Annotated in this window: 17 protein-coding genes; 7 read left to right on the top strand and 10 right to left on the bottom strand. The window is 72.1% G+C overall.

Annotated features, from left to right (window positions below; all coding sequences use genetic code 11):
- Positions 1–297 precede the first annotated feature (297 nt).
- Positions 298–906: a hypothetical protein gene (locus ACIP4P_RS35145; protein WP_400925510.1), complete on the bottom strand. Its 609-nt coding sequence runs from the start codon at positions 904–906 to the stop codon at positions 298–300.
- A gap of 309 nt (positions 907–1,215) precedes the next feature.
- Entirely contained in the window at positions 1,216–2,325 is a 1,110-nt protein-coding gene (locus ACIP4P_RS35140; RefSeq protein WP_400925508.1) for an LLM class flavin-dependent oxidoreductase, read from the bottom strand.
- Between the two features lie 317 nt (positions 2,326–2,642).
- On the opposite strand from ACIP4P_RS35140, the gene ACIP4P_RS35135 reads away from it, so the two are divergent.
- Positions 2,643–3,527: an LLM class flavin-dependent oxidoreductase gene (locus tag ACIP4P_RS35135; protein ID WP_400925506.1), complete on the top strand. Its 885-nt coding sequence runs from the start codon at positions 2,643–2,645 to the stop codon at positions 3,525–3,527.
- 94 nt (positions 3,528–3,621) lie between these two features.
- On the opposite strand, the gene ACIP4P_RS35130 is transcribed toward ACIP4P_RS35135, so the two are convergent.
- Complete coding sequence (locus ACIP4P_RS35130) at positions 3,622–5,073, bottom strand: amidase (RefSeq protein ID WP_400925504.1); 1,452 nt, start codon at positions 5,071–5,073, stop codon at positions 3,622–3,624.
- Between the two features lie 124 nt (positions 5,074–5,197).
- Between ACIP4P_RS35130 and ACIP4P_RS35125 the strand changes: the two genes are divergently transcribed.
- Positions 5,198–5,815 (top strand): TetR/AcrR family transcriptional regulator, encoded by a 618-nt coding sequence (locus tag ACIP4P_RS35125; RefSeq protein ID WP_400925502.1) that lies wholly within the window; start codon positions 5,198–5,200, stop codon positions 5,813–5,815.
- 44 nt (positions 5,816–5,859) lie between these two features.
- On the opposite strand, the gene ACIP4P_RS35120 is transcribed toward ACIP4P_RS35125, so the two are convergent.
- Positions 5,860–6,318 (bottom strand): hypothetical protein, encoded by a 459-nt coding sequence (locus ACIP4P_RS35120; RefSeq protein ID WP_400925500.1) that lies wholly within the window; start codon positions 6,316–6,318, stop codon positions 5,860–5,862.
- A gap of 231 nt (positions 6,319–6,549) precedes the next feature.
- On the opposite strand from ACIP4P_RS35120, the gene ACIP4P_RS35115 reads away from it, so the two are divergent.
- Positions 6,550–7,095: a hypothetical protein gene (locus ACIP4P_RS35115; RefSeq protein ID WP_400925498.1), complete on the top strand. Its 546-nt coding sequence runs from the start codon at positions 6,550–6,552 to the stop codon at positions 7,093–7,095.
- Between the two features lie 211 nt (positions 7,096–7,306).
- Entirely contained in the window at positions 7,307–8,584 is a 1,278-nt protein-coding gene (locus tag ACIP4P_RS35110) for a glycine-rich protein (RefSeq protein ID WP_400925496.1), read from the top strand.
- Between the two features lie 164 nt (positions 8,585–8,748).
- Here the strand turns inward: ACIP4P_RS35110 and ACIP4P_RS35105 are convergent, their stop codons facing one another.
- Both ACIP4P_RS35105 and ACIP4P_RS35100 read right to left on the bottom strand, forming a co-directional pair.
- On the bottom strand, positions 8,749–9,600 hold the full coding sequence (locus ACIP4P_RS35105; RefSeq protein ID WP_400925494.1) for an alpha/beta fold hydrolase: 852 nt from the start codon (positions 9,598–9,600) through the stop codon (positions 8,749–8,751).
- 233 nt (positions 9,601–9,833) lie between these two features.
- Positions 9,834–10,556 (bottom strand): GntR family transcriptional regulator, encoded by a 723-nt coding sequence (locus ACIP4P_RS35100; RefSeq protein WP_400925492.1) that lies wholly within the window; start codon positions 10,554–10,556, stop codon positions 9,834–9,836.
- A gap of 134 nt (positions 10,557–10,690) precedes the next feature.
- Between ACIP4P_RS35100 and ACIP4P_RS35095 the strand changes: the two genes are divergently transcribed.
- Complete coding sequence (locus ACIP4P_RS35095) at positions 10,691–11,080, top strand: hypothetical protein (RefSeq protein WP_400925491.1); 390 nt, start codon at positions 10,691–10,693, stop codon at positions 11,078–11,080.
- On the top strand, positions 11,077–11,280 hold the full coding sequence (locus ACIP4P_RS35090) for a hypothetical protein (RefSeq protein WP_400925489.1): 204 nt from the start codon (positions 11,077–11,079) through the stop codon (positions 11,278–11,280). Before ACIP4P_RS35095 ends, ACIP4P_RS35090 begins: the two co-directional genes overlap by 4 nt.
- Positions 11,281–11,681: 401 nt before the next feature.
- Here the strand turns inward: ACIP4P_RS35090 and ACIP4P_RS35085 are convergent, their stop codons facing one another.
- The 3 genes from ACIP4P_RS35085 to ACIP4P_RS35075 form a co-directional block, all read right to left on the bottom strand.
- Positions 11,682–13,025: a glutamate-cysteine ligase family protein gene (locus tag ACIP4P_RS35085; protein WP_400925487.1), complete on the bottom strand. Its 1,344-nt coding sequence runs from the start codon at positions 13,023–13,025 to the stop codon at positions 11,682–11,684.
- Positions 13,022–14,551, bottom strand: a complete 1,530-nt coding sequence (locus tag ACIP4P_RS35080; protein ID WP_400925485.1) for a flavin monoamine oxidase family protein — start codon at positions 14,549–14,551, stop codon at positions 13,022–13,024. The genes ACIP4P_RS35085 and ACIP4P_RS35080 overlap by 4 nt, the downstream gene beginning before the upstream one ends.
- A gap of 235 nt (positions 14,552–14,786) precedes the next feature.
- Positions 14,787–14,990, bottom strand: coding sequence for a cold-shock protein (locus ACIP4P_RS35075; protein WP_350516269.1), 204 nt, complete (start codon positions 14,988–14,990; stop codon positions 14,787–14,789).
- A gap of 392 nt (positions 14,991–15,382) precedes the next feature.
- Between ACIP4P_RS35075 and ACIP4P_RS35070 the strand changes: the two genes are divergently transcribed.
- On the top strand, positions 15,383–16,834 hold the full coding sequence (locus ACIP4P_RS35070) for an acyl-CoA dehydrogenase family protein (RefSeq protein WP_400925482.1): 1,452 nt from the start codon (positions 15,383–15,385) through the stop codon (positions 16,832–16,834).
- 76 nt (positions 16,835–16,910) lie between these two features.
- Here ACIP4P_RS35070 and ACIP4P_RS35065 read toward each other — a convergent pair whose 3' ends face one another.
- Positions 16,911–17,561, bottom strand: coding sequence for a fasciclin domain-containing protein (locus ACIP4P_RS35065; RefSeq protein WP_400925480.1), 651 nt, complete (start codon positions 17,559–17,561; stop codon positions 16,911–16,913).
- Positions 17,562–17,718: the final 157 nt, after the last annotated feature.

Here is a 17,718-nt window from a genome sequence, read left to right as displayed (position 1 = left end):
ATCGATTACATCGACGCGTTGCGACGATTGGAATCGATTACACGGCCTCAGGGCAAGACGTGAGCGGGTGGCTGAAACCTGATCGTGATGAACGCCGTGCCGGTGCCCTCGCCGGCGGCGCGCGGGACGGCCGGTGCGGTGGGGCGGTCCGGCGGGGCGGTACGGGCGGGCGCGCTCGTGGACGATGCCGACGGCGTTCAGGGTCTCGCCCAGGAGAACTCCTGCTGCAGCAGCGCGGGACGCACGCACGGTGGCGGGGCCCGACTACGGCCGGGACCCGCCACCGTGTTTCACCACTCAGCCCAGTGTGCAGGCGAGCTGTGCCTTGACCGCGTTCCGGAGGTCTTCCTGGGCACGGCACTGGCCGCTGTAGACGTCCTGGAACTGGGGGCTGATGAGGTGGACGTTCACGATCTCGGTCACGATGTTGACGTTCCCCTGGGCCACGATGGTGTTGTGTGCCACCGCCACCTGTCCCGTCGGAGCCGTCTGGGCGCCGATGACGCCGCCCTCACCGTAGATCAGGTTGGTGATCTTGGTGTAGATGGTGACCTCCCTGCCCTGGATGGTGTTGCCGACGATGGCGACCGACCAGTCCTTGTAGTTGCGCTGCCAGGCATAGCGGGTCTTCTGGTTCAGGGCCTGCACGGCTCCGTACCCGACCACGGCGACCCAGCGGTGCGGAAGCAGCGGGCGCCCGGCCGGGTGGTCGCGGGGCTTCGCGGGCTCTCCTGACTGCACCGCCTCGTACAGGTCCTGGGTTTCCGTGTTCGAGCGGCCCGGCGCCGAGACCACCCGAGGTGCAGCACTGGCGGGCGCGGCGATGCCACTGGTGACCGCGAAGGCCGCGAGCGCGACGACCGCGGCCGACTTCCACTTCCCGCCGGGCCGCTGACTGATGGCCATCCTGTTACTCCTCGTTCGCGTCCATCGACGAGTGCCCGACGCACCCGCCGCCGGTCAACCCGGCGCGCACCACTGTCGCCGACCCGTCAACCGGCACGCATCAGTCATTTGACTGCCACATCCCCTTGCGATCCGCGTGACAGCCGGGCACGGCCTGCAAACTCCCGACGCGCCGGGGAAGGCGCTGGAAGCGGGCGGCCGTGCAGGTGGACGCAACCGTGGGCGGCGGGCGGGACCGGCGCGGTGACCCGAGCGCGGGCCGATCCTTCGCCGGCGCTGTTCGGCCTTCCGGGGCGACCGAAGCCGCCCTCAGCCACCGGATCCGGCGCGGACCAGGGGAATGACCTCGGTGGCGAAGCATTCGAGGTACGGTGACCGCCCGCCCGAGAGCGGTGCGGGCATCGGGTGGGTGACGACCAGGGAGATCGGCAGGTCGATGCGGAGGGCCTGGAGGAGCTGCCCGGCGATCATCGCGGGCGTCCCGTGCAGGGCGAAGGCGTCGGCGACCTCGTCCGGCAGGAAGGAGACCACCCGGCCGGATTCCCGCAGGTCCGCCGCGTGGTGGAAGTCCGGCCACACCTTCGCCTTGAGTTCCTCCACGGGCGGTCCGTTCCACTCGAACCCGGGCGGGCCGAACAGCCGGGGCGAGTACTCGTAGTAGCCGGCCGCCACGGAGCGGCTGATCAGGGCGGCGCGTTCGAGGTCATCGTCCAGCACCGTGTGGAAGACCGCCCCGATTCGGACCCCCTCCGGGTCCCGGCCCGCCTCGACCGCGCCCGCCCGTACCGCGTCGACGGCGGCCCGCAGGTTCGCCGGGTGGCGGCCCACCCGGATGAACACGCCGTCCGCGACCCGGCCGGCCATTCGCAGCGTGCGCGGCCCGCCGGCCGCGACCCAGACCGGAACCGGCAGGGCGTGGGCCAGGCGGGCCCTGCGCGCGGCCCCCGGCACCTCCACCGCGTCGCCGGACAGCAGCTCCCGGGTCAGGGTGACCGCTTCGGCGAGGCCGGCCACGGTGGCGGGGCGCCGGCCCATCAGGCGCACCGCCGTGTCTCCGGCGCCATAGGTCAGCATGGTGCGCCCGGGGGCCAGTGCGGCGACCGTGGCGATCGAGGAGGCGATCACCGCGGGGTGCCGCATCACCGGATTCTCGATCAGCGGCCCCAGTCCGATGCGCTCGGTGCGCTCGGCCGCGAGAGCCAGGTTGACGTACGGGTCGCGCAGCAGCAGCGGGGTCGAGGGGATGAACGCGTGGTCCCAGCCGAACCGTTCGGCGCGCCCGATGTCGGCGGCGAAAGCGGACGGTGAGGTGAAGTCGAAGCGGTTCAGCCCGAAGGCCGGCATCGCCACCGGCCGTGGCTCCTGCGCCACGGGCTTCCGCCCAGCACCCTGCGCGCTGCCGATTCGACGGTCGGACATGACAACCTCCCACAACGGACGAACGGAACGGGCTCTCCCCCACTCGCCGGGCCCTCCTCGTAGCCTGCCCGTGACACCGTGCCGCGTGGGTCAGCCGATCGGCCCCTGTACTGGATGAACGTCCACCACCCCGCTGGGCGGCGCCCAGGCCCGGTCGGACACAGCCCGCTCTGCGCCGCATCAGTGACCCACGCGGCTGTGACCTGCGCGAACGTGAGATCGCCTACTACGGTCCGGGCACGGACGGCGAGCGCCGGGACGGGGTCGGCCCGGTCGACGAGACACGGGCCCGGGCCGCGCCTCGCTACAGTCGGCGCATGCGTCTCAGCACCGTGATCCTCCCCCTCCACCGGTGGAGCGAGGGACAGAAGCTCTGGCGGCAGGCCGAGGAGCTCGGCTTCCACGCCGCCTACACCTACGACCACCTGTCCTGGCAGTCGTTCCGCGACGAGACCTGGTTCGGTGCCGTCCCGACACTCACGGCCGCCGCCACCGCCACCGAACGCATCCGCCTCGGGACCCTCGTCACCAGCCCCAACTTCCGCCATCCCGTCACCCTCGCCAAGGAGTTGATGACCCTCGACGACATCTCGGGCGGACGGCTGACGGTCGGCGTCGGCGCCGGGGGCACGGGCTTCGACGCCCAGGTCCTCGGTGGCGGGGACTGGACGCCGAGGCAACGGGCCGACCGCTTCGCCGAGTTCGTACCCCTGCTGGACGAGCTGCTGCGCCAGGACGCGACGACGCGGGCCGGCCGCCACTACACGGCCGTCGAGGCCCGCAACATCCCCGGCTGCGTCCAGCGTCCGCGCGTACCGTTCTGCGTGGCCGCGACCGGCCCGCGCGGACTGAGGACCACGGCACGGTACGGCCAGGGGTGGGTCACGTGCGGGGACCCGTACGACCCGGACGTTCCGGCGCAGCGGGCCCCGGGCGTGGTGGCAGCGCAGTCGGCGGCGCTGACCGCCGCCTGCGAGGCCGAGGGTCGCGACCCGGGCTCGCTCGACAGGCTGCTCCTCCAGGGCTTCACCGGCGAACGCCCGCTCGCGTCACTCGACGCCTTCGTCCAATGGGCGGGTACGTACCGGGAGTTGGGGATCACCGAACTGGTCGTGCACTGGCCCGTCCCGGACTCGCAGTTCGCGACCGACCCCACCGTGTTCGAGCGGATCGCCACCGAGGGCCTGGCGCAGTTGGTTTGAGGGCGTCGCGGAACCCCCCTCGATCGGGGGGTGCCGTCCGGCGCGGCCGTAGCGCGACCTCACTGGGCCGAACACTCCATAACCGGACGGGAGTTCAGGCGGCCGGGAGGGCGCCCGCCCAGACCGGGGGCGTGCGCTGCGCCCAGGGAGCGGCGTTCTCCAGTTGCCCGGCGAGGCGGAACAGGACGTCCTCGCGGCCGTACCCGGCGGCGAACTGGATGCCGATGGGCAGGCCGGTGGCCGGATCGGCCGCGAGCGGCACCGACATGGCGGGGGTGCCGGCGACGTTGAAGGGTGCGGTGAACGGCGACCGGTGGAACAGGTGCTCCAGCCAGCCCCGGCCGTCCGCGCCCTCCGCGCCGTGGTGGTAGGTGCCTATGACCACGGGGAGTTCGGGGAGGGTGGGCGTCAGCAGGACGTCGTGCCGGTCGAAGTGCGCGCCGATCGACCGGGCGACCCGGTTGCGCACGTCGAGGGCCCGCACGAACTCCGCGCCGCTCACCCGGCGTCCCCAGGCGTAGCTCGCCAGCATCTCCGGCTCGACGGTCGTCCCGTCCACGGGACGCCCGAACCGCTCGGCGAAGCCGTCGATCCAGGTCACCAGGTTCGCCGTCCACAGGCGGGCGTTGGCCAGGACGAACTCCTCCCAACTCACCCCGAGGTCCACGCCGGTGGGTTCGACCCGGTGGCCGAGCGACTCCATCAGACGGGCGGCGGCCAGGGTGGCTTCGTGCACGGCCGGCTCCACGGCGCGTCCGTTCCACGGGGTGGTGAGCAGCCCGACGCGCAGTCGCCCGGGGTCGCGGGTGCTCTCCTCGGCGTACGGGCGTCGGGGAGGTGCCGCCCAGTAGGGGTCGCCGCTTTCGGGGCCCTGGATCAGGTCGAGGAGCGTCGCGCTGTCGCGTACGGTCCGGCTGAGGGCGCCGTGCACGGCCAGGCCGTTGAAGACCTCGTCGGCGTCCGGGCCCATGGAGACGCGGCCGCGGGTGGGCTTGAGGCCGAACAGCCCCGTGCCGGCGGCGGGGACGCGGATCGAGCCGGCCGCGTCGGTGGCGTGCGCGAGGGGCGTGATGCCGGCGGCGACGGCCGCGGCCGACCCGCCGCTGGACCCACCCGGCGTCCTGGTGAGGTCCCAGGGGTTGCGGGTCGCTCCGTGGCGGACCGGTTCCGTGGTGGTGCTGTAGGCGAACTCGGGGGTCGCGGTGCGGCCCAGCGTCACCAGGCCGGCCTGCCGGAACCGTCGCATCAGGAAGGAGTCCGCCGCTGCCGTGTTGCCTGCGGCCAGGCGGCTGCCCAGTTCGACACGCTTGCCCTTCATGGCCACGGCCAGGTCCTTGATGAGGAACGGGACACCGGCGAGCGGTGTGCTGCCCGGGCTCGGGGCGTCCTCGGCCGGCCAGTTCTCCACGACGGCATTGATGCGGGGATTGACGGCCGCCATCGCGTCCTGGGCCGCGGCGGTGAGTTCCGCGGTGGTGACCTCTCCTCGTGCGACGAGTCCGGCCAGTCCCACGGCGTCGTACCGGGTGTATTCGTGCAGCTTCACGATGTTCAGCCTCACTTGGACGTCCGATCGGTCCTGCGTGATACCGATCGGTATCGTTCGGGGTTGATCGGTAACGTAGCATGGGCGGAAAGAGGCCGACGACGGCGAGCGAAGCGAGGCGAAGATGGCGAGCATCCCCCCGAGGCCCGGCCGGGACACCAGAGTGGCCAGCCTGCCCCCGCGTGAGCGCATCCTCGACGCCGCCGAGGAGCTCTTCCTGCGCGAGGGCATCAGGGCCGTCGGGGTCCAGGCCATCGCCGAGCGGGCGAAGACCACGAAGATGGCCCTGTATCGGCACTTCGCCACCAAGGACGCCCTGATCGAGGAGTGGCTGAGGATCGTCGCGGCGGGCTACTCGGCCGCCTTCGACCGCACGGAGGCCGAGCACCCCGGTGACGGCCGGGCCCAGGTCCTCGCCGTGACGCGATTCGTCGCCGACGGACTGCCGGACATCGCGCAGCGGGGCTGCCCCTTCGTCAATTCCACCGTCGGCCTGCCCGGTCGGGACCACCCGGCCCGCCGGCTGATCGAGGACCACAAGGCCACCCAGCTGCGCCGGCTGACGGGCATGTGCGAGAAGGCCGGCGCACGGGACCCCGACGAGGCCGCCGCGGAGATCACCTTCCTCCTGGAGGGCGCCCAGGTCAGTGCCCAGAACGGCAGCGTGGACCGGGTGGGCGAACGACTCCTCACCGCGGTCGAGGCCGTCCTGGACCGGGGCGGGCGGGCCGGCGGACACTGAACCGACGCCCAGCGTCCGGCGCCCGGCGTGGTCGAGCCGGGACGTCAGCCCTTCAGCTCGGACCTGTAGGAGTCGAGGGTCTTCGGCCAGGCAGAGCCGGTACGCTCGTCGTCGTCCAGCACGACCACCGTGGGCCGCCCCTGCGCCGCGACGCCGTAGAGCATCCGCGCGACGGAACCCGTCAGCAGATGGTCGTAGTGGAACGAGCCTTCGAGTCCCAGCCAGGCGACCCGGGCCCCCCGCTCACAGACCTGCCCAAGGCACGCTTCGAGGTACGGCCCGAGCCGGGTCGGCAGCGTACCGAAGGAAAGGTCGTACTCGACCACCTGAAGGCCGCTCAGGACGCCCTCGTCGCCTTCGAGGTGATACCTGGCGATTCGATCCGGTGAACACCCGTCGATGTCGAAGGTGAGATCGACGGGCTCGGCGGACGGCGCCGCGGCGAAGAGGCTGATGACAACCTCGTCGTCATCCCACCGCAGGGCCTTGAGGAGACGGCTCACGAGCGCCGCCCGGTGGCGGTTCGGCTGGCACCGGGAACCACGGCCGTAAGGCCGATGCCCGCGTACGGGCCTTCCGCTCCGAGCCTCCGAGACGGCCCTGACATTCTGAGATCCACTGTGCTCCCTGGTCGAAGTGCCCATCGTAGGCCCGGGAAAACCGTTGGACCCGCTGATGGGGGCGCGTCGTAGGGTGCAAGGCGCGAAGACGCGGTCAGCAGAGGGGGACGGTGGATGGCGGGACTGTACGAGGTCTGGCAGCGGGCGGAGGTGTCGCGCAGGCTCGATGTGCTGTCGGGCTTCATCGCGATGTGCGTGGCAGGGGACGACAGCGCGCGAGACCGTCTCGCCCGACTGGTCGCCGACGCGGGCGCGGCCCTCTCCGCCTCGCCCCCGGATCTGACGGCCGCCGCAGACCGACTGGACGAACTCGTCCGGTGGGCCGACACGGAGTGGGCCGATCACCCGTATCGCCCCGCGGAAGCCCGCCCCGACGAGGCCGACCGGCAGACGCGTGACTATGCCAAGGACCTCCGGCACGCCGCACTCCCCACCCACGTCCGGGACGAGATGGGACGCATCGAACTCAGCCTTGAGGTGAGGTTCCTGGCCCTGTGCCGCCGACCAGGGCTGGACTGCCGGATTCGCCAGGACGTCTACTACGTCGCCGGGCGTGCCGCGATGGCCCTCGATCTCGGCTACTGGGAAGTAGCAGAGCAAGAGGTCCGGCGCATGGAACAGGTCGGTTCCGTCGAACCACAGCAGAGCCGCTGCTGCTGATCCGCAGCTTTCCGAGACCCACCGGCGCGGACGCCTCCCCCGCCCTCCCCCGGCACCGGCCGGCACCACGGGCACCGGGCACCGGCGTCGCCCCGCAGGTGTGAAACCTCGGTGTGTCAGGCCGCTGCGAGGGCACGGGCCCGGATATGTGATCGACAGTGACAGGAAGACCTCGGGCCGACCGGCCCTCTTCCCCCTCATGGAGTGGATCGTGACGTCCTCACTGTCGTCCGCAGCCGACCGTCGACCGCCCGGCACCCCGCGCCGTGCCGGTTCGACCAGCTCGCGGGGCCGCGCGTTGACCCTGGCCGCCGGGGTGTTCTGTGTCGCCGCGGCACCGGTGGCCTTGTCGGGGAGCGCCCATGCGCAGGGCACCTGCACGGTGTCCGGCCCGACCACCACCTGTACGTTCGCCTCGACCGGTGCGGAGCAGACGTTCACCGTGCCCAGCGGTGTCTCCCAGGTCGACGTCACGGCGATCGGCGCATCCGGCGGTCTCGAAGGCGTCAACAACACGCCCGGGGGCCGTGGCGCCCAGGTTTCGGGCACCCTCGGCGGGCTGAGCGCCGGGCAGACGCTGTACGTCGAGGTCGGTGGCGCACCGACGCTCAACACGTCGGCCTGCTATGTGTTCTCGCCGTGCATCGGCGGCTTCAACGGCGGCGGCACCACCCACTTCGGCGGAGGAGGAGGCGGAGCCTCCGACGTCCGCACGCAGCCCGCCACCACCGCGCTGACCACCACCGACTCCCGGCTCATCGTGGCCGCGGGCGGCGGCGGAGCGGGCGAGGTCTACAGCTCGTCGTGCCGCCCGGGGAGCCAGGGCGGTGACGCCGGACAGGCCGGCCAGAACGGGGCGTGCAACGGAGGAATGGGGGGCGGCGGAGCCACCGCCACCCAGCCGGGCGCGGGTGGCACCGCCACCGGCGGCACCGCCGGCGCTCCCGGTGTGCTCGGCAGCGGTGGCAACGGCGGTGCCGGGACGGGCGGCGCGGGCGGTGGCGGCCTCTACGGCGGTGGTGGCGGTGGCAGCCTCAACGACCTGGAAACTCCGTTCGGCAGCGCGGGTGGAGGCGGCGGCGGATCATCCCTCGTCCCCGCGGGCGGCACCGGCCCCACCCTCACGAGCGCCGCGCCCGGCATCACCATCAGCTACACGACCCCCGGCAAGCCGGTGACGACCCGTCTGAGCGCGATGCCCTCCCGAACCCGGGTCGCCGCCCCGGTCGTCCTCAGCGACCTGGTCTGCCCCGCTGCGGGCTCCACGACCAGGCCCACCGGCACCGTCACCTTCACCGACACCACCACCGGCACGACCCTCGGCACCGGACAGCTGTTCCTGGGCCTCGGCAACTGCGCCGCCGCAGGGCTGGTCACCGCCTTCCACACCACCGGCACCCACACCATCACCGCCGTCTACAGCGGCGACACCGTCTACCAGGGCAACGGCGGCAACCCCGAAACCACCACCGTGACCGTCACCTCCTGACCGGGCGGCCGAAGCACCACGACCACCCCGGTGTGCAGGCGTGGCACACCGGACCTGAGAAACCGGCTCCGCCCGGAGTTCCGTGCAAGTCGTCGGGTCCGGTATCCGTTCACGCGTCGAGAGGGCCCGGGCCGGCGGCGGGCCGGGATCCACCGGAGGGTCGGTCAGCTCCCGGCGAGCCAGCGCGTGACGACGTCACCGAACCGGGCCGGGTCGTCCAGCCAGGGGTGGTGCCCGGCCCCGGGCTGCACGACGAGCTGCACCCAGCCGTCCGCGAACAGCTCGCCCAGCTGCGTCGCGAGCACCGGACTGGGGCTGAAGTCGAGCTCCCCGACCAGGATCAGGACGGGGATCTCAAGGCCCGCGATCGCGGCCCTCGTCGCGTCGGGGTCGAACGCGCCCTCGGCGTAGTGCGCCGCGCGGGCGGCGCGGTTGAGCTGCCTGGCGTGCCCGGCGTGGTGCTCCTGCTCGGCCTGGCCCCACCGGCCGTACCAGAACGGGCCCGCCAGCACGGCGTCCTCGTCGGACCCCACATCCGTCCAGTCCCTGCGGAACGGGCCGATCGCCTCGTCGTACCAGGGCTCGTCCTTGCGCAGCGAGGTCGCGGCCTCGCGGCTGCCCTCGTCGACCTTGATCCCGACGGCCCGCATCCCCGGCGTGATCAGCGCGAGGCTCGCGACGCGCTCGGGGTGGCGCTGCAGGTAGAGGACGCCGAGATTCGCCCCGGCCGAGTGGGTGAACAGGTCGACCTTCTCCAGCCCGAGGTGCACGCGCAGGGCCTCGACGTCCTCGACGACACGGTCGCAGCGGTAGCTCCCGACCTCGGCGGGCTCGGGCGAATCGCCGGTGCCACGGTGGTCGAGCAGGACCAGCTGCCGGTGGGCGGACAGCCCGCCGAAGTCGCCGAGGTACTCCGAGGCGCGCATCGCGCCGCCGGGCAGGCAGATCAGCGGCTCGCCCTCACCGATGAGGTGGTAGGCCAGTTCGGTGCCGTCGTAGGAGGAGAAAGTTGGCATGCTCCGAGCTTTCCACCCGGTTGTCGATCTTCGCAAGGTCCTCCTGTCCATGCTGATCACAGGAGGTGCCACGGGGGGAAAGCCGGAACTCTGCCATGAGTCATCGTGGGGGCCGCGTGTTTCGCATCGGGAGAGCAGAGGAGTGCCTCCACTTTCCGCTCACTCGGCCGGATGCCCAGTGCGACGAACGCCCGGCCGCTGAGGCCGGGGCGGTTCCTGCGATTGCCAGGGAATCAGGCGCCGTACTCGTAGCCGATGGTGACGCGGGTCGGGATCACCCAGAGGCCGAACTCGATCACGCCCTCGTCGTCCGACCAGCGGTGCACTCCTCCGAGTACCGGGGAACCCACGCGAAGTCCCAGTGCGGATGCCTCGCGGGCGTCGCACTCCCGGGCGTGCAGGTCGTCGCGGGCATGGGTGATCGTCCGGCCGGACGCCTCAAGGACCTTTGCGGTGAGCCCAGCGTTCTTGCTCGGCGCGGTGGAGAGCAGGTCGGGCACCAGGGCGGCGAAGTGCGCCGGGTACCAGGCGACGGCCAGCATGGTCCGGGTCTTTCCCCGGCCGGCGACGTACTCGCGCCGGACGAGTTGGTCGCCGGGGTCCAGGCTGAAGATGTCCTGGACGTACAGCGGGGGAACCACCAGTTCGGCCGCCGTGACCCGGCTGGTCTCGCCCTCCATCAGGCTCGACCTGAGCCGCTGCACCATGGTCAGGCGGTCCCGTCCCGTCGCGGTGGCCGTCTCCTCGTCCGCCACGAAGGTGCCGCGCGGGCTCGTCCTGATGAGCCCTTCCACCAGCAGCTGGTTCAGGGCCCTGCTCACGGTTGCCGCGGCCACGCTCCAGCGCTGGCACATCTCCCTGTTGGTCGGGAGCTTCTCGCCGGAGGAGAGTTCGCCGGTGAGTATCGCCTGCCGGTAGTGATCGGCGATCGCGGTGAAGGTCTTGGGGCTGGCCATGCACGACTCCTCAGCCGAAGTGATGGACACTCAGAAGCACACTAGTGCACCGACATTGGCGCTGTATGTGCTTCTCCATGTTCTACCTTCTGCCCTAGGACACTGATTGAGTGCTCTAGGGAGCTGAAGTGGTGATGCACAACAGGTCACACCCGGAGATCTGTCAGTCGAAGGTCGGTGAGGTCGGTCAGGAACGCGCGCACCAGGACATCAACGGGCTTCAGGTGGTGATCTACCTGGCCAGGACCGGTGCCGCCTTCCCCGAGTTGGAGATGCGCAGCTGTGAGCAGTACGCGTTGGCCTTCGGCTGGAACGTGACCCTGACCGTGGTGGACGACGAGACGGGGAAGCCGCCGCAGGAGCGCCACCTGCTCCTCGCCGTGCTGCAGGCGGTCAGGGGCCGGGGCGCCGAGGCGGTGCTGGTTCCCTCCAGGGCCACGATCTCGCCGATCGACGGCGAGTTCGACGAGTTCGCCGGGGAGATCGAGAAGGCCGGCGGGTTCATCCAGGTGACCCGCAGATGAGTGACCGGTACGGGATCGTTCCCGCCGACGCCTGCGACGGCGCCTCGTACCCGGTCTGGGTCGTCCAGGACCACAGGACCGGCGGGTTGGTGAAGGCGCTGCCGCCCCGCCCCGAACCGCTGCGGTTCTACTCCTATCACCAGGCCGAGCGGTGGGTGAGCGCCAACAGCTGCTCTTCACCGGACTCCGGGGCTGCCTGATGACCGCCGAACTGCTGAGGTTCTCGTTCGGTTGTCGGGTAGTGGCAGCCGGTGGAGCGTTGGCGGCGGTCCTGGCGTGAGGGCGGGGCGGAGACGCTGCGCCCGACGGGACCGGCGAGGGTTCCGAGCCTGTCGGTGGCCCAGTTCGTCTTGATGGAGCGGGAGTTGGTCCGGAGGCCGACCATGCACGGGTTCGAGGAGCAGCCGGTGGACGGACGGCGAACACCTCATCGGCGCCGGCGCTCTCCAGCGGTCGGCGCAGTTGTGGTCCTGGTCCGACCAGGATGCGCCACACTCCGGCCGCCTGGGCCTGCAAGGGGCCCTGGAGAGAGGCGTTCAGGCGCGCCGAATCGCAGAGCGTGAGCAGGAGAGGTCCACGATCAGCAGCTCCACGGGCGCCGTCAGACCCGGTGGGCGGCGACGTAGCGGGCCGGGTCGTGGTTGAACTCGCCGTCCCAGCGCCGCAGGCACTGCTCGGCGAAGGTGCGGCCGGTGGCGACGATCTCGTCCAGCGGGTCCAGGTAGCCGGGGACGTGCGGCGGTTCGAGTCCGGCCGCCACCCGGGCGGACAGGCCGGCCCGGGCGAGGCGGAGCAGTTCGGCGGCCAGCGGGCGGACGGGATCGCCGCCCAGGCGGGTGGCCAGGCCGCGGGCAGGCAGTTCGGCGAGTGCGGCACGGCGCTGCGCGAGGGTGTAGTGGCCGAGCAGGTCCCAGGCGCCGTCGCGGGCTGCGGGGTGGTAGGTGAGCCCCGCCCACAGGGCCGGGACGGCGGCGATGTGCAGGTGCGGCGGACCGTCGGCGGCGCGCAGTTCCAGGGTGTTGCGGACCCGGGTGTCGGTCCAGAGCTGGTCCAGGTGGGAGGACCAGTGCGCCGGGGTGGGCCTGGAGCCGTCGTCGTAGCCGTGCCGCAGGAGTTGGCCGAAGGTGCGGCCGGGCGCGGGGTGGTGACTGCCGTCCGGGGTGCGGTAGTGCATGAGGGGGATGTCGAGGGCCCAGTCGATCACGTCGTCCACGGTCACGTCGGGCCGCACCGCGGGCGGCAGGACGCCGGTGCGGCGCGGGTCCATCCGCAGCCAGGACCAGCACCGGTGGGACCACAGGCCGCTCGAACGCCCTTGCTGGATGGGCGAGTTGACCAGCAGGGCGGAGACCACCGGCGCGGCGGCGATCTGCATCCGCACCTTCTCGGTGAAGTCCTCGGGCGAGAGGTAGTCCAGGGTGACCTGGGTGGACAGCGACTGGGCCATGACGTACGGGGCTCGGCTGCCCGCCTCACCGAGCCGGGCGAAGTACTCCCGCATGATGACGCCCCTGGTCATGGGCACCCACTGCACGTCGGCCAGGCGGTCGAAGGGGAGGTTGGCGCCGGGCAGCAGGGCCAGGCCGAACCGGCCGGCCACGTCGGCGAGTTGGTCGAGCGCGGCGCGCATGTCGTCGACCGCCCGGCCGATGCCGGGGGCGGGCGCGGAGGAGTACTCGATCTGTCCGCCGTGTTCCAGGGTGACCTTGCTGCCGTCCGGGCGCAGCACCCCGGTCAGCCGGCCGGCGTCTTCCTGCCGTTCGCCACCCCACCGGGCCAGTACCGCCTCCAGGACGGCCAGGACGCCGCCGTTCCCGTAGTAGCGGGCGGCCACTCCGGTGGTGGGGTGGAGCAGGCCGCATTCGACCTCGATGCCGACCTGCTCGCTCCGGGCGGGGCGGAACGGGGCGCGCAGATCGGCGCGGGTGAGTTCCCGCTCGCTCACCCGGGGCCCACCCGGGTGGTGGTCGGGAGGCCGGCGCGGTCGAGCAGGGCGCCGACGGCGTCGAGCGCGGAACGGGCGGCTCCCTGGCACCAGGCGTGGGCGCCGGAGAGGTGCTCTCCGGCGAAGAAGATCCGCGGGTCGCGGGCCGGGTGCGGGGAGCCGAGGACGGTCAGGTAGCGGGTGTGCTCGCCGGGTGTCAGGTGGGCGAAGGCGCCGCCGCCCGTGCCGGTCCGGACGTCCCAGTCGCAGTGCACGATGTCGTCCACGTCCATGGTGATGCCCGGGTGGAGCTTCTCCAGGCAGTCCAGCACCAGGGTGTCGCGGTCCGCGGCCGGCAGTGCGGTGAGGCGCCGGGCGTTCGGCCCCCACAGGTAGGCGCCGAGCAGGGCGGTCGGCTCCGCCGAGCGCAGCGGGTCGCGGGCGGCCCAGTGCCGCCTGGTGCCGCCGTTGACGCCGTCCTCGACCTGGACGGCGTTGTCCGAGGGGTACCAGCACTGCTGGATCGGCAGGTCGGTGAAGCTCCCGCCGCCGTGGATGCCGTCCTGGAGCTCCCACCGGCGGCGGGTCAGGTGCAGCACGGTCTTGGTACTGCTGGCGTAGCTGATTCCGCGCACGGCGTGCCGTTGCGCGTGGGGCAGGCCGGGGGTGACGGTGATCCGGTCCAGTGCGGGGGCCGGGACGCAGCACACCACGTAGTCGGTGTGCTCGCGCAGCCGGGCGCCGAAGCGCCTGCCCCGGACCTCGACACCGTCCTCGGTCAGCGCCAGTTCGTCGATCCGGGTGGACAGCCGCACGGTGCCGGGAGCCAGCGCCCGGACGAAGGCGTGGATCAGCGCGTCCAATCCCTCCACCAGCTCGACCTGCCCCTCGTGGAACAGGCCGAAGTAGTCGACCAGCACCTCCAGCAGCGAGGACTGCTCGTAGTGCGCGAGCCCGCTGGCCTGTCCGACCAGGTCCCAGGCGTCCTGCGAGAGGTGCTCGTGGACGAACTGCCACAGCGAGACCGAAGCGGCCCGCTCCAGTACCGGGTCGTCCCAGTACCCGGCCAGCGTGCGGTGCTGCTGTTCGGGGCTGAGGGTGCTCCACACCGAGCCGAGCAGACGGTCCAGCAGCGGCGCGGGGGCCTGCCGCTCCCCGGGGCGCAGCGCGTACGCCGGGTACAGTCCGGCCACGGCCTGGACCCGCACCCGCCGGCCGCGCAGATGGTAGTAGGCACGCGGGTTCGCGTTGACGAAAGGGCGGGTCTCCAGGCGGAACCGGGAGACGTAGTGCAGCACGCAGTGGTGGTTGCCGGGGATGCGCATGGCGCCCAGGTCGACGTGGGTGCCGTCCCAGAAGCGGTGGGTGCGCACCCGTCCGCCGGGCCGGCTCGCCTGCTCGTAGACCACCACGTCGAAGCCCCGGCGCTGCAGCTCGTACGCGCACACCAGGCCTGCCACGCCGGCCCCGATGACGGCGACCCGCCCACGGGCACCGGTCACCGGGTCCAGCAGGGAGCGCGGGAACGCAAAGCTCGTATCGAACATCGACACCGCACCCCTCTGGCAGCCGGGACCTCCGGCCAGCCTGGGTCAGGCCTCGTTCGCGTGCCACTCTGTCGGGCGATCCGAGTGAGGGGCCGCGGCGACGCGCGGAACGCGCGGGCGACGAGGGCCGAAGTGCGGCCGCGCACCTCAAGCAGGTGCCGGCCGCGCACGGCCGGCACCGTCAAGGGCGCCCCGCACGCGGATCCGTGCGGGGCGCCCGAGCGTGAGCCGGAGGTCAGGCGGGGCGGATGTGCTCCGCCTGCGGGCCCTTCTGGCCCTGCACGATGTCGAAGGACACCTTCTGGCCCTCCTGGAGCTCACGGAAGCCCTGGGAGTCGATGTTCGAGTAGTGGGCGAAGACGTCGGGGCCGCCGCCGTCCTGCTCGATGAATCCGAAGCCCTTTTCGGCGTTGAACCACTTCACGGTGCCGGTAGCCATGCGCTTCTCCTTCGTGGGAAACGGTCGGGCTCCACTGGTGTGGGCCCGGAGGTGATCGCCCTGGTTCGGAGATGCGTCGAACAGCAAGAACGCCCACGGCATGTCACCGCGGGCGAGGACTTCGGAACCACGACTGCTTGATCGAAACGTTACATCGCGGGGGCTCGGGCAGCCAGCGAAACGAGCCGGACACGCAGGGGCTTGGAACCGTCGCCACGCCCCGGGGCCGGGCCGGGCCGAGGCCTTCGGCGCACAGCAGGAGGTGGGACTGCGCCATCGCCCGTCAGTAGGATCACCGGACCGACATCCGAGCCGCTCGCCCGGCGGCTGCCGCGGACCGTCAGGAACGGTTCCGGGCCAGCGGGTCGGACGTCCTGGAACGGGTGGAGAGCATGACTGGATCTGCGGACGCCGTCGCGTCCCTCGTGGCCCTGTCGACGGAGGAGTTCATCGCGGGCGTCGAGGCGGCCGCCGCGCGGTTCGACGCGGCGACCTACCCGCAGCGGGAGTTGCCCGCCGAGGACTGGGCCGTGCTGACGGAGGCGGGTGTGCTGCTGCCGGTGCTGCCGGCCGAGTACGGGGGCCGGGACAGCCACGTCGAGTTGTGCCGGGTCGTCGAGGTGCTGGCCGAGCGGAACCTGGCTGTCGCCGTCTACACGGCGATCGTCACCGGGCTGGCCCTGCGGCCCGTCGTGCTGTGGGCCGGGGAGGAGGCCAAGCGCGAGGTGCTGCCCCGGTTCGCCGGCCCGTCGGCACCGACGGCGGGTTTCGCCTCCACCGAGCCCGGCTGCGGCTCGGCCATGTCGGGCCTGGCCACCACCTTCGAGGAGGTCGAGGGCGGCTACCGCATCCGTGGCCGGAAACACTGGCAGGCGCTGAGCGCCACCGCGTCCTGGTGGCTGGCCGTCGCCAAGCGGGAGGGCAACGGCAACCGCGAGTACGGGTGGTTCGTCGTCGAGCGCGGCGAAGGGTTCCACACGTCGCAGCGGTACGAGGCGCTGGGCCTGAAGGTGATCGACTACGGGGTCAACGACATCGACGCGCTCGTCCCCGCACACCGGCGCATCGACGTCGGGGCGGGAGACCTGCGCTCCATGGTGGACGTCTACCTGTCGGGGCGGGCCCTGATCGGCGCGCTGGCGTGCGGCTTCCTGCGCCGCGTCGCCCGTGAGGCGCGCGCGTACGCCGACGCTCGTCGCGTCGGGAGATCGCCGCTGTCGGCGATCGGGTTCGTCCGCCACCGGCTCGCGGCCATCGACAGCGCCCACACGGTCTGCGCGGCGCTCGACCACTACGTCCGGACCCGGCTGGACCTCACGTCCGACCTCACCCCCGCGTTCCCCGCCGTCCAGGCCGTCAAGATCGTGGCCACCGAGCTGATGGTCAGCTCCGCCAACCACTACCAGCAACTCGCGGGCGGTGAGGGCTACCGCTGCGGCTCGCCGACCAACATCGCCGCCCAGGCGTTCCTGGACTCCCGGGTCTTCACCATATTCGACGGCACCAACGACCTCCTCGGCCAGCAGCTCGCCCAGCACTGCCTCGCCGGTTCGGACGGCCGCTCCCTCAGCGCCTTCCTGGCCACCTGGGCGCCGACCGCGCCGGCCGTCTCGGCGCACGACCTCGACCTGCGGTTCCTCGACCGTGAACTCGCCCAGGAGCACCTGGTCCTGGCCGGCCGGGTGATCTCCTACGTCTTCGCCGCCGCGCGCGTCCTGCAGTGGGTCTCCGAGACCGGTGCCGATGTCGAGCGGGCCCGCCGGGCGGGAGCGTTCCTCAGAGCCGACATCGACCGCGTCCGCGGGGAGTTCGACCTCCTGGAGCTCCTCGGCGCCGACGTCTGAACCGTGGGCCCGTCCGGGTGCGGTCCCCGGCCCGGGGGGGTGGGGCCGGGGACCGCGGTCAGTGGGCCGGTGCCGGTCAGGCGGCGGGCATCAGGACGGTGTCGACGATGTAGACGGTGGCGTTGGCCGTCCGGACGTTGCCGCACAGGACCTGGGCGCTGTTGTTGACGGTGAAGTCGGGGGTGGCGCCGGTGACGGTGAGGTTGCCGGTCTCCAGGGTCTTGTGGGCGCCGGTGAGGTCGGTGGGGGCCAGGCGCTGGGGGACGACGTGGTAGGTGAGGAGCTTGGCGAGCTTGTCCTTGTCGGCGAGGACGGCGTCGAGGGTGGCCTTGGGGATCTTGTCGAAGGCGTCGTTGGTCGGGGCGAAGACGGTGATGTTCTGCGCCGAGTTGAGGGTGTCGACGAGGCCGGCCTGCTTGACGGCGGTGACCAGGGTGGACAGCAGCGGGTTGTTGGAGGCGGCGGTGGCTACCGGGTCCTTGGCCATACCGGTGAAGGAACCGGCGCCGTCCTTGGGCACGGCCGCGCAGGCGGTCCCGAAGGGCTGGTCGCTCATCGGCGCGTCGGACGCCGTGACGGGCGCGGCGGCCTCGGACGGCGCCGCGGCGGCGGTCCTGGAGGCGGTCGAGGATCCGGAGTTGCTGCTGCACGCTCCCAGGGTGAGGGCGAGGGCCGCGGCTGCGGCGAGGGCGACGGCGGGGGTGCGGCGGCGGGTGGTGACGGTCATGACGGTGATCTCCTCGGTGCGGTGGTGACGGTCCGGCCCGTCGGGCGGGCCGCACGGGTCGGCGCGGATGCGCGGGCCAGTCGGGGTGGTGGTTCAGGTGGTCCGGGTGGTTCAGGTGGTTCGGGTGGTTCGGGTGGTTCAGGTGGCTCGGGTGGCC

This window comes from Kitasatospora sp. NPDC089509 (assembly GCF_044749365.1).
In the GTDB taxonomy this organism is placed as follows: domain Bacteria; phylum Actinomycetota; class Actinomycetes; order Streptomycetales; family Streptomycetaceae; genus Kitasatospora.
This window is presented reverse-complemented; position numbering and strand designations above follow the sequence as displayed.